We start from the raw sequence: 11897 nt of genomic DNA, 5'->3' as shown, positions 1-11897 counted from the left end.
ATACTGCTCGGTCAGCTTCTTCAGACCGCGCTCATCCAGCTCAGGATCAGCAATGAACATCAGTTCGTACTTATGCGCAGACATCACCCACCTCCTTCGGACTATCGGCCATGGACCTTCCATGGCAGGAGTGTGTATGCGAGCTGCCTTCAGGCATCGATATAGCCGTGATGGATATATGAATACGGCTGATGGCAACTTGTACAGGTTAACCCGACGCCGCGACGTATCCTAAGGAACTGGCCGATAGCGAAAACCATACGCAAAACCATACGGAAAAGCCCCGCTTTTCGGCGGGGCTTAATCGGCGTCCGGCGCGGAACAATCGCAAAGCCGGCGTGAATACGATAGTGAACCGTACGAAATCGCATTGGAATCGTATCGAAGTACCGAAATATCGAAATCGTACGGAAACTTACGGAAATGGAAATGGAAATCAGGCGTAGATGTTGCGCGGACGCATGTCCTCGGGCAGGCCGTTGAGCAGCGTCGAGACGGAACCGGATTCGAACACGGAACGGATGCCGGCCGCCAGCAGCGGAGCCACGGACAGGACGGTCATGTTCGGCAGGCGCTTCTCCTCGGGCACCGGCACGGTGTCGGTGAGCACGATCTCGCGGGCGCCACAGTCGCGCAGACGCTCCACGGCCGGGCCGGACAGCAGACCATGGGTTGCGACGAGCGTCACGGACTTCGCGCCGGCGTTGTTCAGCGTGCGCACGGCCTCGCAGATGGTGCCGGCGGTGTCGATCATGTCGTCCACGACCACGCAGTCGCGGCCCTTCACGTCGCCGATGATGCCATGCGCCTCGGCATGGTTCGGACGGGTGGTGTCGCGGGTCTTGTGGATGAAGGCGAGCGGCAGTCCGCCGAGCTTGGCGGCCCACTGCTCGGACACCTTGATGCGGCCGGCGTCCGGGGACACGATGGTGGTGTTCTCCAGCGGCATGCTGTTGCGCACGTAGTCAAGCAGGATCGGCATGGCGGTCAGATGATCGACCGGACCGTCGAAGAAGCCCTGCTCCTGGGCGGCGTGCAGGTCGACCGTCATGATGCGGTCGGCGCCTGCGGAGCGGAATAGGTCGAACATCAGACGTGCGGTGATGGGTTCGCGGCCCTGATGCTTCTTATCCTGGCGCGAGTAGCCGAGGAACGGCGCGACCACGGTGATGGAGCGGGCGGAGGCGCGCTTCATGGCGTCCACCATGATGAGTTGCTCCATGATCCACTTGTTGATCGGTTCGGTGTGGGCCTGCATCACGAAGGCGTCCGCACCTCGCACCGGTTCGGTGTAACGCACGTACATCTCGCCGTTGGCGAAATCGTATGCAGTGGTCTCAAGTACGTCGGTTCCCAGATATTTCGCGGTTTCCTTGGCTTGCTCGGGGTACGCGCGTCCCGTCACCAAAGCCAGTTTCTTATCCGGAGTGCCTTCGAGAATCGCCGACATGCTTGCCTTCCCAATTGTTCGGTGCGTGAAATTAAGCCAAACTCCAATATAACAATGTGGGTGCCCACGCCACGCGGCTTCTGCGGAAGCACTTCACCGTCCTCCCACCCGACGCTCCGCATTCCTTCCATTTCCAATTTCCATCCGCGCGGCTTCTTCCATTCGCACGCGTTCTTCCATCCATGCACCATCTTCCATCCGCGCGACTTCTTCCATCCATGCACCATCTTCCATCCGCGCGGCTTCTTCTATTCGCACGCATTCTTCCATCCATGCGCCTTGTGTCACGATCCAATTTTTCCTCGATTTTTCCGAATCGTGACACAACGCAACGCATACAAATACCCCCTAATCGCCGTTTTTCGCTCATTTTCGATTGAAAAACACGATTAGGGGGCATCGTACGGCTGCCGAATGTGTCACGATCCGATTTTTCTTCGGTTTTTTCGAATCGTGACACGCAAACCCAGCACAGACCGTCTACTCGGCGTCGGCGAAGGCCTCGCGAATCTGCGCCGCGGTGCCGTAGGACGCCTGCGCGCCATATCCGGTGGCCGCGTAGGCCGACACGTACGAGGCAAGTTCCGCGGACTGCGACAACGTCATGCCGGAGGCCAAGCCGGCCAGCACGGTACCCATGAACGAGTCGCCGCAACCGGTGGTGTCCACCGCCTTGACCCGCACCGGAGCGATGCGCCGGATGCGATGCTCCGGATCGTCCGCCGTGCCGTCGAGCACCACGGAACCGTCGCCGCCGAGCGTCACAATCGCCTGCTCGAAGCCGAATCCGCGCAACTCGTCGAACGCGTGACGCCAGTCGAACGCGTCCCAATCGTCGTCCTCCGGCTCCGCGATGCCGAGCAGCTGCGCCATCTCATGCTCGTTGACGAGCAGAATGTCGGATGCCTCAACCAGCTCCACCGGCAAGGAGGGGGTGAACGGCGAGTCGTTGAGCAGCACCTTCACGCCCGCCTCGTGGCACATGCGCGCGGCCGCGGTGACGGTTTCGATCGGACTTTCCAGGCACAGGCCCAGCACCGAGGAGCGGGTGAGCGCGTCGCGCACGGATTCCACGTAGTCCACGGTCACCTGCGCGTTGGAGCCGGGCGAATACACGATGGTGTTCTCGCCTTGCGCGTCCACGGTGATGACGGTGGTGCCGGACGGGCCGAGCACGCGGCGCACGTGTGTGGTGTTGACGCCAGCCTCGCCGAGCGCTCCGAGTAGGAAGTCGGCGTTGCGGTCCGACCCGACCGCGCCGAACATCTGCACGGTGGCGCCGATGCGTGCGGCCGCGGCAGCCTGATTGCCGGATTTTCCGCCCGGCAGCAACTGCAGCGGACCGCCGGTGATGGTCTCCCCCGGTCCCGGCAGGCGCTGCGCGGTGACGGTGTAGTCCGCATTCATGGAACCGATCACGGACACAGTGCCGTGGATGCGGTCCAACGCGGAAAGAATTTCGGTTGCGCTCATGATTGTCTTCCCTTTCTTGCGATTTCTTGCGATGCTGTACGAAATATTGCGGCCCCATGCAAGGTCATGCCGGTCCCAAGCGTCGGTCTTATCGCCCCCATTCCGCGAAACCGACGCTCAGACTCACCTCACCGTCGGTTTCGCAGAGCCCAACCTGCCAAACCGACGCTCAAGAGCGACTCACCGTCGGTTTGGCAGAATGGGGGCCGCGAAACCGACGGCAGGCGTGGATATTGCGGCCACCGCAGTTGTTGCGCTGAATGCGATTACTTGCCTTCCGCAGCCTTGTCGTTTTCCAGCGCGTGGTTGCCTTCGTAGATCTTCTTCCGGAAGATGAAGAACACGATCAGGCCGAGCAGCGCGGTTCCGGCCGCGATCAGCATCAGGTTGGAGTAGTTGGCCGCCACGCCAGTGGCACCGGTGATGGAATGGCCGGCGAGCGCGTTGGAACCGAGCAGGCTGCCGATGATGGCGATGCCGATGGACGGCGATACGTTCATGGCCAAATCGTTCATGCCCACGCCTCGACCGGATTCGTCCTTTTCGATGGTGCCCAGCACGGTGGAGACGATCGGCGAGTACATCATGCCGCAGCCGGCGTAGAACACGCAGGCCCACACGGTCAGGACCACGAATCCGCTGTTCACGCTGAACGCGGCGCCCGTCCATCCCACGAACATCAACGTGCCGGCGGTCACCAGGCCTGCCTTGATGCCGATCTTGCCGATGATCATGCCGGAGCAGGTGCCCACGATGGCGGCGACCACGAAGGCCCACACGATGTGCAGGGAGACCTGGGTGGTGGTCATGTGGTAGATGTTCGTGCCAATGGCGTTGAAGATCGGGCTCAGCGCGTAGTTCACGAAGTAGAACACGAGGATGAGGCTGATGGCGCGCAGCCAGCGGGTGTTCTTGAAGAACGCGGGGGTGATGAACGGGTTGGAGGCCTTGTTGATGTAGAAGCCGAACGCCACGTACAGCACCACGGACACGAGCAGCATCCACCATGCCATGTAGGAGAAGAACAGGGTGAGGAACGCGGTGGCGAAGCCGAAGATCACGAATCCGAAGCCGTCTACCTTCTGGCCGTTGCCGCTCTTGGACGGCAGGGTCTTGAGCAGGATCGGCAGGAAGAGGATGGTGATGGACGGGATCAGGAACAGGTACTGCCAGGCGATGGAGCTGAGCATGCCGGCGGCGAAGACGCCGATGGATGCGGACAGCTGGTAGGCGGCGGTGAACAGTCCGAAGAAGATCACCTTGAGGTCGTTGCGCAGGTATTTGGTCGCCACCACGAGGAAGGCGGAGCCGGCCACCTGCTCGCCTGCGGTCTGCAGCACGCGTGCGAGGATGACGGTCCACAGGTTCGCCGTGAAGAAGAAGTTGGCGACGAAGCCGAACAGGGAGCCGACGAACAGGGTCACCAGGCCGACGGTGACGAGTTTGCGCAGCGACACGAAGTCGCCCAGCGAGCCGTAGATGAAGCACACGATGCCGAGCACGATGCTCGGGAACGCGGTGATGAGGGATGCCTGGTTCGGCGCGCCGACGTCGGCGCCGACCTGCTGGAACACTAGGTTGAATCCCTGCAGGCACAGCGTGCCGAGCACGAAGGTGATGAGCAGCGGGATCAGGGCCCGCACGGCCATCTTGTTGCTGGTGACCGGGTCGTCGAACGGGTCCTTCGCCGTGGTCGCGGCGGTTTCAGTGGTCATGATTATTCTCTTTTCGTCAATAGATGCCATCGATAAATGCCGTCAATGAATGCCGTTTACGAACGTCATGGATGGTTGCGGATGGTTGCCGCCGACAGTTGCCGCCGACGGTTGCCGTCGCCTGCCGCCAGAACGTCACTCGGCGCTCTTCGCCAGGTTGGTGATGCGGGTCATGAATTCGTCGAGGAATCGCGGCACGTCGACGCCGACGGCGACCTTCATGGTCTTGACGGGGTCGTTGAGCCTGTCCATGTCTCCGATGGTGCGGCCGCGGGTCGGGCCTTCCAGATCGACCTTCATATTGATCGGCAGTGTGGTGACGAGGGTCGGGTCGACGGCCACGCCGACGGCGAGCGGGTCGTGCAGTCCGCAGCCGCCCAGGTTCGGGGAGGTGGTCTCGTAGGCCTTGATGTAGAAGTCGGTCATGTCGGCGAGGAAGGTTCCCGCCTTGGTGCCCAGGTCGCGCCAGCGCTTGGTCTCCTTGTAGGTGAGGAGGGTCTGCAGGGTCACGTCGAGGCCGACCATGGTGGTCGGGGCGCCGGAGCGGAACAGGTAGTCGGCCGCCTCCGGGTCCTGGGAGATGTTGGCCTCCATGCAGGCGTTGCAGTTGCCGGGCACGGTGAGCGCGCCGCCCATGAGCACGATGCCGCCGATCTCGTCCTTGATTTCCGGCGCCTTCTTCAGGGCGGCCTGGATGTTGGTCATCGGGCCGGTCGGCACGTAGATGAGGTCCTTGCCGTAGGTTTTGACGGCGTCGATGATGAAGTCGACCGCGGGTTCGCTTTCCACGGAACGATTGGAGTCGGGAATAGTGACGTCGCCGATGCCGTTTTTTCCGTGGATGAAGGCCGATATCGGCAGGACGGAGAAGGAGTCGGTGGTGCTGGAATAGGGCAGGCCCTGGTAGACCTTGACTTCCGGATGGCCGAGCAGGTCGGTGATGGCGAGCGCGTTGCGCACGCCCTGTTCCACGAGCACGTTGCCGTAGGTTCCGGTGATGCCGATGAGTTCGACCTCCGGGCTGCCCAGCGCGTAGGAGATGGCCAGCGCGTCGTCGACGCCGGTATCGAGATCAAGAATGAGTTTCTTCATGGTTGTGCCTTTCCTCATTGACGGATCCGACGAGGGTCCGCCACCACACGGCCCATTATCGTCGGTTGTTTTACGCGAATCCGAGCACGTTCTCGATTTCGCTCACAAGTCAATGATAAAACGTTTTATCAAAAAAACAAAATCGACAGAAAGACAGCGTGTCCGTACTTTTTCCGAACGATGATTTTGCAGATTTCGCAGAGGATGGACGATTACGCGCAGGCGGCCTGCACCAGTTTCGGCGTCAGCACCTTCGATTGCGGGTCGGAAAGCCACGGACGGTCCGCACCGGCGCCGCTCCCGTCGGCCACGGCATCGATACGGCCACCCAGCATGCCCCAGCAGGCCTTGGCGAGATCGCTCACGCTCTGCTCGACGGTGGTCATGCGCCATCCCAGGCCGAATCGCTTCAAAATATTGTCGTATCCGATGACTTGCATGTCCTCGGTGACATGCAGCCCGCGCTCCGCCATGCGCTGGCGGAAGCCGAGCGCCATCACATCGTTGCAGCAGAACACCGCGGTGGCGCCGCCGTCGATGATCTGGTCGGCCGCACGGTAGCCGCTGGCGAAACGGTAGTCGCCGGCGACGCACAACGCGGGATCAAGCCGCTCCCCCGCCTGCTCGAGCGCATCCGCGAAACCACGACGCCGGTCGGCCGCGCTCGACTCCGCCACATCGCCGGTCACGATGCCGATGCGCTTGTGCCCGCCTTCCAGCAGGTACTGCGCCGCCAATCGCCCGCCGAGATAATTGTCGAAGCCGACCGCGTCGCACCAGCCGCATCGGGACAGACGGTCGATCAGCACCACCGGGCAGGTGATGCGTTCCACGTCCGCGCGCAGGTCGGCGCCGACACCGTCAGAACAGGATTCGCGCGCGGGAATCAGCAGGATGCCATCCACCCCACGCGACGACAGCCGTTGCAGCAGGTCATGTTCGGTGGCACGGGAATCGTCGGAATTCGCCACGATCAGCGAATACCCCTGCGCGGCGCACTCATCCTCCACGCATTTGGAAAGCGCCGCGAAGAACAGGTTTTCGATGTCGGGCACGATCAGCGCCACGAGCTTGGACCGCCTGGTGACCAGGCTGCGCGCATTCTGGTTGGGCACATAGTTGAGTCGTTTCACGGCTTGCGCGATCGCCTCGCGTTTTTCCGTGGAGACGCGCGCCGGACGATTGTTGAGCACCAGCGACACCGTGGTCACGGAAACCCCCGCCGCCGCGGCCACATCCCTCAGCGTTGCCCTGCGCGCCATCAAAACCCCCTTAAAACGTTTGCCCTAACAGCATAAAACGTCGCTTTCCCAAGACGCGCGCGAAGACCGCGACGGGACGGCATTCGCTTCAAGCCGAATCGCACCAACCTTATTTCCACGGCACTCCGCTTCGCGCACTATCTTGGGGAACGCCGCAAGACGCATAGGCGCGAAGCGGCGGAAGAGCGGAAGGAACCCATGAACAAGCGTCAGGCCCAGGCGACCGCGGCAATCGCGGCCACCGCCGTCGCCGCCACTGCAACGATCGCATTGACGGCAATGGCAATCACCATGAATGATACTCACGAAACGGCGCAGCCGCCGAACGAGCAGCAGACGGCGAACAACGAAACCCTCACCATAAGCCCCGCGGACAGGACCCTGTTCGACCGCGACCTCGAACGATCGCAGAGCCGGCGACGCAACCGCTGCCGCAACCATCAGCACGACCGCCAACGCAGCGCCAGCAGCGGAGGCCGCAACCGGAGCAACACCGGACAGCCCTGCGCAGACAGATGACAAGTACCGTCATCCAACATCCAGCACACAAGAACCGTCGCCCAACACCCCCAGCACAGCACACCCCGACCCAGCCGCGACAATCACGCAACAATCACATGCAACAAAACGCACATATAGCATTTACGCTATACTAAACGCATGCGCATGATTGAGGAACTGAAGCAACGACGGCTCCAACTCAAACTGAGCCAAGACCAGGTGGCGGCAACGATGGGCACCACGCAATCGGCTCTTTCACGCGCCGAACGAAGCGGCAACCCGACACAGGATTTCCTGCAACGATACGACGACGCATTGCGCTCACTGTCGGCCAGCGGCTCCGGTGACGCCGGAGACCCCTCCGACAATGGCAACAATGACGGCAATGGCAACACGTCCGTCGAAACACGCAGCGAAGACGCGCGCAACAGCACAGTGGAAATCGCCACCATACGCTTCATCATCGGCAAAATCGCACGAAAATACGGTCTCAGTGAGGTATACGTATACGGTTCCACGGCGCGTGGCGAAGCCGATGCCGATTCGGACATCGACCTGCTTTACCGGCCCGAAGCGGGCAGCCACCTCAACATGATGCGCCGAGAGGCGCTGCAACGCGAATTGGAAGACGCCTTCAGACGGGAAGTATCGCTCACTTCGCTGGATTCGTTGCAGCATAACGCGCAACGCAGCCGGGCGAGCCGACGCTTCTACCGGCACATCCAGCCGGATATGATCAGGGTGGCATGATGACGCGCAGACATACCGACCAGCGGTTCCGCGACGAAACCAACCTCATCCGCCTCGTCGAGCATCTGCAACGGGCGCACGACGACGCTTCGACCGCCGACTCGGCAGAAAAGCTTGAATCCGATTACATGCGATTCAATTCCGTGGCGATGGATATGGCGCAGGCTCAGGAATCCGCACGACGGCTTTCCGACGACTTCCGCGAGACGGTTCCGCAGCTTCCATGGAATGAGCTGCGCGCCTTGCGCAACGTCATCGTGCACGAATACGACGGCATCGACGCCTTCGCCCTGTACGAGTCGGCCACGTCCGACGCCGAAGCGCTCCTCGCCAAACTGCGCCCCTACGTCGACTCCATCGAAGACTGACGTTGACGTCCACTGGCCTTGCGCACAAAGAACCGCCACCCCGCCATCATTCACCGTCATTACCTGCCGACAGATAAAACGCTCGACATAAAACACTATCCATTGTATAGTGATTATCTATACAATAGATAGTTTCACGAGTTCAAAAAGGAGCGTACTCATGGGCAGCGCAATAGTCAACGTGCGTTTGGACAGCGAAACACAGCAGGCCATGAAGGCGCTGTGCAAGGAACTGGGAATCAGCATGAGCGCCGCATTCGCCATGTTCGCAAAAACCATGGTTCGCGAGCGCCGCATCCCGTTCGAGGTCACCGCCGACCCCTTTTATTCGGCGCAGAACTTGAATCATCTGCGTCATAGCGTCGCGCAGCTTGATTCCGAAGACGCCCATCCCCATGAACTCATCGAGGAATGACGCCAATGCTCAAAACCTTCACCGACGACGCCTGGGACGATTATCTGTACTGGCAGTCCCAAGACAAGAAAACATTGAAGCGCATCAATCAGCTCATCAAAGACATCGAACGCAACGGCGCCGATCAAGGCATCGGCATGCCAGAACCACTGAAGTGGGAGTTTCAGGGATTCTGGTCACGTCGCATCGACCAGAAAAACCGACTTGTCTACCGCATCAGCCAGAACCGAACGCTCGAAATCATCGCATGCCGAACCCACTGCGGCAGCGCCTGACGTTCCAAACGAAGCCCTACCCCCATTCAGCTTTACATCAATAACGAATTTGCCTTGAAACCCGCAACGAAGTATGCTGAAATGTTTTATATCGAAATGCTTCTATACACTGCAAGCCACTACGCAGAAAGGTGAATCATGGCCTTAATGAACGTTATGGACGTAGCGGACTTCTTCATCTCCACCGCCAACGAAGGCGATCCGGAAGAAGATGACGGCATCACCAACATGAAACTCAACAAACTGCTGTTCTTCGCACAAGCGGCAAGCCTGCAACGCTTCGGCAAACCACTCTTCGACACACCCCTAGAAGCATGGAAATACGGTCCTGTCGTAAAAGACGTCTACCGAACATTCAAGGGATACCAACGAGATTCCATCACCAAAGTCGCCCAACCATTCGACTGGCAAACAATCCAGCCAGAAGTGCTGGAACTCCTATGCGACGTATATCGCACTTATGCGCGAGACTATTCGGCAACAGGCCTGATGCGCATGACGCACAAGCCAGACACCCCATGGTCGAAAGTGTATCAGCCCAACCAAAACAACGAAATCCCCTGCGAACTCATTAATGAATGGGTGAAGCGCTCGCCATTGCATATCGATAAGGATCCAACGCCCGACAATCAGGTGACGGTTGCCAAGCTCGACGCGTCCGGACATCCGCTTCTTCCCGAAGGATGGGAAGAAGATTGACTGATGTACGCCCATGGCAAATTTGGAGGGTTTGGTTTCCTTTTCGAGAGGATCCGACAAACGGGAAATATCGACCTGTTGTAATCAAGGAAATCACCGAAGACGGTTGCGTGGTGATTTATGTGACATCGCAAGTCGGCAAAACCAATTTCCCGGATTTCTTGCTTATCAATAATTGGGAAGAGGCTGGGCTTAATCGCGCATCCGCAGTCCGATACCGGAGATTACTCAAGATTCCTTTGAGCGCACTTGGCGAATACGTCGGTGAGCTTTCTCCCTATGATCGCATTGAGCTGCAGATGAAGTACCAATTCCATTGACCCACTGGCGTTCACTGGCCTTGCGCGCGGTAGCGGGCTTCGGTGGCGGCTTTGACCGGCTCCCACCAGTCGCGATGGTCCGTATACCAGTCGATCACGCCCTGCAGTCCGCGTTCGAAGTCCGTGTGCGCCGGACGCCAGCCCAGTTCGGTGCTCAGCTTGGTCGGGTCGATGGCGTACCGCCGGTCGTGGCCGGGCCGGTCACGCACCCAGTCGAACGCGTCCTCCGGCTGGCCCATCAACCGCAGTACCGTGCGCAGGACGTCGATGTTGCTTTTCTCTCCGTCGGCGCCGATCAGATACGTTTCGCCGATGCTTCCGCGCGTCAGGATCTCCCATACGGCCGATGAATGGTCCTCCACGTGGATCCAGTCGCGCACGTTCGCGCCGGTGCCGTACAGTTTCGGCCGCATGCCTTCCAGGATGGATGTGATCTGCCGTGGAATGAACTTCTCCACATGCTGGTATGGGCCGTAATTGTTGGAGCAGTTGGAGATGGTGGCCCGCAGGCCGTATGTGCGCACCCAGGCGCGCACCAGATGGTCGGATGCGGCTTTCGACGCGCTGTATGGACTCGACGGCCGGTATGGCGAATGTTCGGTGAAACGCGCCGGATCGTCCAATGCGAGGTCGCCGTACACCTCGTCGGTGCTGATGTGGTGGAACCGCACGTCATATCGGCGCGCGGCCTCCAGCAAGCGCATCGTGCCTTCCACGTTGGTGCGGATGAACGGTTCCGGATCGGCGATGGAATTGTCGTTGTGCGATTCCGCGGCGAAGTGCACGATGGCGTCGCATTCCGGCACCAGACGGCCGAGCAGCGCGGCATCGCAGATATCGCCCACCACCAGTTCCACCTGCGATTGCGGCAGTCCCGCGATGTTCTCCGGATTGCCCGCATACGTCAGCTTGTCCAGCACAGTGACGTGCACGTCCGGATGGTTGCGCGCCACGTACCGTACAAAATTGGCGCCGATGAATCCGCATCCGCCAGTCACCAGAATATGCTTCGGCTCGAATCCTTCATTGTCCGTCACGTCACCTGTCGTCACATCACTTGTCATGCCATTCACCGTTCCAGCTTAGCGTTCGCCCATCCACACAATCACACGCATCGCCGGTGACCAAAGCAAGCCTGATGCGAGAACCAGCTCGGCCCGTTCACCCTTCAGTCATCTTTCAGCCATCTTCAAGACACATACTCGTCCACACACACCGGCTAATATATAGCACGGTTTTGTACGTTCATGAACCCCCATATTTTCAAGGGGCAACTTGCCGTGAAGGAAGCGACGATGCCTTATATCCAGTCTGCCGTTCGTGCCTCCGAGCCTTCATACGTCAGGCGTCACAAACAACCGTTCATCGGAGGCATCTACCAGCCGCTCGCCGAGGATGGCATGACGGACGACCCCTCCAATTTCAGGGCACACCACCGCGCGGGACTATACACGCAAAAAGCCTCTCTTCACATCGCGGAAACCCGCAAGAGCATTTACACACCGGAGGCGGAACCGTCCGTGGCAAAGCATGATACGGACGTTTCCACGATTGAGGACGCACGGAACAACGCGCCT

Annotated in this window: 14 protein-coding genes and 2 pseudogenes; 8 read left to right on the top strand and 8 right to left on the bottom strand. The window is 60.0% G+C overall.

Annotated elements, in window-relative coordinates; genetic code table 11:
• The 7 genes and pseudogenes from ACR0P8_RS07165 to ACR0P8_RS07135 all read right to left on the bottom strand — a co-directional run.
• Positions 1-84: pseudogene (locus tag ACR0P8_RS07165) on the bottom strand (30S ribosomal protein S6); the annotation flags it as partial.
• 352 nt (positions 85-436) lie between these two features.
• Positions 437-1450 carry a ribose-phosphate diphosphokinase gene (locus tag ACR0P8_RS07160; RefSeq protein WP_432624434.1) on the bottom strand — a complete coding sequence of 338 codons (1014 nt, stop codon included), beginning with the start codon at positions 1448-1450 and terminating at the stop codon, positions 437-439.
• 93 nt (positions 1451-1543) lie between these two features.
• Positions 1544-1720: a hypothetical protein gene (locus ACR0P8_RS07155; RefSeq protein ID WP_432624433.1), complete on the bottom strand. Its 177-nt coding sequence runs from the start codon at positions 1718-1720 to the stop codon at positions 1544-1546.
• 210 nt (positions 1721-1930) lie between these two features.
• Positions 1931-2923 carry a ribokinase gene (locus tag ACR0P8_RS07150; protein ID WP_432624432.1) on the bottom strand — a complete coding sequence of 331 codons (993 nt, stop codon included), beginning with the start codon at positions 2921-2923 and terminating at the stop codon, positions 1931-1933.
• A 266-nt stretch (positions 2924-3189) separates the two neighbouring features.
• Positions 3190-4638: an MFS transporter gene (locus ACR0P8_RS07145; RefSeq protein ID WP_432624431.1), complete on the bottom strand. Its 1449-nt coding sequence runs from the start codon at positions 4636-4638 to the stop codon at positions 3190-3192.
• 135 nt (positions 4639-4773) lie between these two features.
• Entirely contained in the window at positions 4774-5730 is a 957-nt protein-coding gene (locus ACR0P8_RS07140; RefSeq protein ID WP_432624430.1) for a nucleoside hydrolase, read from the bottom strand.
• Between the two features lie 212 nt (positions 5731-5942).
• Positions 5943-6992 (bottom strand): LacI family DNA-binding transcriptional regulator, encoded by a 1050-nt coding sequence (locus ACR0P8_RS07135; protein ID WP_432624429.1) that lies wholly within the window; start codon positions 6990-6992, stop codon positions 5943-5945.
• 198 nt (positions 6993-7190) lie between these two features.
• Here ACR0P8_RS07135 and ACR0P8_RS07130 point away from each other — a divergent pair, with 198 nt between their 5' ends.
• From ACR0P8_RS07130 to ACR0P8_RS07100, 7 genes are all read left to right on the top strand, one after another.
• The gene (locus ACR0P8_RS07130; RefSeq protein WP_432624428.1) at positions 7191-7511 is read left to right on the top strand and encodes a hypothetical protein; all 321 of its coding nucleotides are present in this window, start codon (positions 7191-7193) and stop codon (positions 7509-7511) included.
• A gap of 147 nt (positions 7512-7658) precedes the next feature.
• Positions 7659-8243, top strand: a complete 585-nt coding sequence (locus tag ACR0P8_RS07125; RefSeq protein WP_432624427.1) for a helix-turn-helix domain-containing protein — start codon at positions 7659-7661, stop codon at positions 8241-8243.
• On the top strand, positions 8240-8611 hold the full coding sequence (locus ACR0P8_RS07120) for a HepT-like ribonuclease domain-containing protein (protein WP_432624426.1): 372 nt from the start codon (positions 8240-8242) through the stop codon (positions 8609-8611). Before ACR0P8_RS07125 ends, ACR0P8_RS07120 begins: the two co-directional genes overlap by 4 nt.
• Positions 8612-8771: 160 nt before the next feature.
• Positions 8772-9026, top strand: coding sequence for a type II toxin-antitoxin system RelB/DinJ family antitoxin (locus ACR0P8_RS07115; protein ID WP_432624425.1), 255 nt, complete (start codon positions 8772-8774; stop codon positions 9024-9026).
• A 5-nt stretch (positions 9027-9031) separates the two neighbouring features.
• A complete protein-coding gene (locus ACR0P8_RS07110; protein WP_432624424.1) occupies positions 9032-9301 on the top strand; it encodes a Txe/YoeB family addiction module toxin in 270 nt (89 codons plus the stop codon).
• 138 nt (positions 9302-9439) lie between these two features.
• Positions 9440-10000, top strand: coding sequence for a Panacea domain-containing protein (locus tag ACR0P8_RS07105; RefSeq protein WP_432624423.1), 561 nt, complete (start codon positions 9440-9442; stop codon positions 9998-10000).
• The gene (locus tag ACR0P8_RS07100) at positions 9997-10320 is read left to right on the top strand and encodes a type II toxin-antitoxin system PemK/MazF family toxin (protein ID WP_432624422.1); all 324 of its coding nucleotides are present in this window, start codon (positions 9997-9999) and stop codon (positions 10318-10320) included. The genes ACR0P8_RS07105 and ACR0P8_RS07100 overlap by 4 nt, the downstream gene beginning before the upstream one ends.
• A gap of 11 nt (positions 10321-10331) precedes the next feature.
• Here ACR0P8_RS07100 and rfbB read toward each other — a convergent pair whose 3' ends face one another.
• Complete coding sequence (gene rfbB / locus ACR0P8_RS07095; RefSeq protein WP_432624421.1) at positions 10332-11384, bottom strand: dTDP-glucose 4,6-dehydratase; 1053 nt, start codon at positions 11382-11384, stop codon at positions 10332-10334.
• Positions 11385-11615: 231 nt separating this feature from the next.
• Here rfbB and ACR0P8_RS07090 point away from each other — a divergent pair.
• Positions 11616-11897: pseudogene (locus ACR0P8_RS07090) on the top strand (LTA synthase family protein); the annotation flags it as partial.

The organism is Bifidobacterium sp., from assembly GCF_050874245.1.
Taxonomy (GTDB): domain Bacteria; phylum Actinomycetota; class Actinomycetes; order Actinomycetales; family Bifidobacteriaceae; genus Bifidobacterium.
The sequence above is the reverse complement of the archived record's forward strand: the minus strand, read 5'-3'. Positions and strand labels throughout refer to the sequence as shown.

Excerpts from the sequence above, each read along its gene's own strand:
- ACR0P8_RS07125 (WP_432624427.1), top strand. The coding sequence starts at position 7,659 with ATGATTGAGGAACTGAAGCAACGACGGCTCCAACTCAAACTGAGCCAA.
- ACR0P8_RS07150 (WP_432624432.1), bottom strand. The coding sequence starts at position 2,923 with ATGAGCGCAACCGAAATTCTTTCCGCGTTGGACCGCATCCACGGCACT.
- ACR0P8_RS07130 (WP_432624428.1), top strand. The coding sequence starts at position 7,191 with ATGAACAAGCGTCAGGCCCAGGCGACCGCGGCAATCGCGGCCACCGCC.
- ACR0P8_RS07110 (WP_432624424.1), top strand. The coding sequence starts at position 9,032 with ATGCTCAAAACCTTCACCGACGACGCCTGGGACGATTATCTGTACTGG.
- ACR0P8_RS07160 (WP_432624434.1), bottom strand. The coding sequence starts at position 1,450 with ATGTCGGCGATTCTCGAAGGCACTCCGGATAAGAAACTGGCTTTGGTG.
- ACR0P8_RS07135 (WP_432624429.1), bottom strand. The coding sequence starts at position 6,992 with ATGGCGCGCAGGGCAACGCTGAGGGATGTGGCCGCGGCGGCGGGGGTT.
- ACR0P8_RS07120 (WP_432624426.1), top strand. The coding sequence starts at position 8,240 with ATGATGACGCGCAGACATACCGACCAGCGGTTCCGCGACGAAACCAAC.
- ACR0P8_RS07140 (WP_432624430.1), bottom strand. The coding sequence starts at position 5,730 with ATGAAGAAACTCATTCTTGATCTCGATACCGGCGTCGACGACGCGCTG.
- ACR0P8_RS07145 (WP_432624431.1), bottom strand. The coding sequence starts at position 4,638 with ATGACCACTGAAACCGCCGCGACCACGGCGAAGGACCCGTTCGACGAC.
- rfbB (WP_432624421.1), bottom strand. The coding sequence starts at position 11,384 with ATGACAAGTGATGTGACGACAGGTGACGTGACGGACAATGAAGGATTC.
- ACR0P8_RS07155 (WP_432624433.1), bottom strand. The coding sequence starts at position 1,720 with ATGGAAGAATGCGTGCGAATAGAAGAAGCCGCGCGGATGGAAGATGGT.
- ACR0P8_RS07115 (WP_432624425.1), top strand. The coding sequence starts at position 8,772 with ATGGGCAGCGCAATAGTCAACGTGCGTTTGGACAGCGAAACACAGCAG.
- ACR0P8_RS07105 (WP_432624423.1), top strand. The coding sequence starts at position 9,440 with ATGGCCTTAATGAACGTTATGGACGTAGCGGACTTCTTCATCTCCACC.